Annotated in this window: 1 protein-coding gene; it reads right to left on the bottom strand. The window is 46.8% G+C overall.

Annotation, left to right across the window (positions count from 1 at the left end; genetic code table 11):
* Window positions 1-47 precede the first annotated feature (47 nt).
* On the bottom strand, window positions 48-464 hold a 417-nt coding region (locus CWC14_RS18615; RefSeq protein ID WP_138564363.1), incomplete at its 5' end, for a DUF4382 domain-containing protein.

The raw sequence follows: 464 nt of genomic DNA, 5'->3' as shown, positions 1-464 counted from the left end.
CTGTTACTTGGGTTGACCAAAGATTTTTTCAGGTCAAACTCAAGGACTTAGTCGTTGTGACCACTTACCAAAGTGAAGTCATTAATTTGAATTTCACCGATGCCTTCATTGCCCTTAGGGGTGACAACAAGTGGCACGACAGTGTCATCGTTATAAACCAGATGTGAAGTCATCTCGATATTGGCCATGTCGCCATTGACTATATCAGCGCGCAGCCATTCATAGTCACCGGCAGCAACAAGCTCATCATCGATAAGCGCAAACACATCATCACCAGTGTAGTCCAGTAAGTTTACCATCACGGGTTGATCTGGGTTCTCTGCAGAGCGGGTCTCAAAGGTTGGCATCTCACCATCACCCGCGTTTAAGGTAATGCTGTCAAAGGCAACCCACACTGCTTTAACGTTACTTACTGGCGCATCAGATACGCCTAACGAGAATTCTGCTTGTGTCGGCTCTGGGTT

The organism is Pseudoalteromonas sp. S3260 (assembly GCF_005886925.1).
Lineage (GTDB): Bacteria > Pseudomonadota > Gammaproteobacteria > Enterobacterales > Alteromonadaceae > Pseudoalteromonas > Pseudoalteromonas tetraodonis.
The sequence above is the reverse complement of the archived record's forward strand: the minus strand, read 5'-3'. Positions and strand labels throughout refer to the sequence as shown.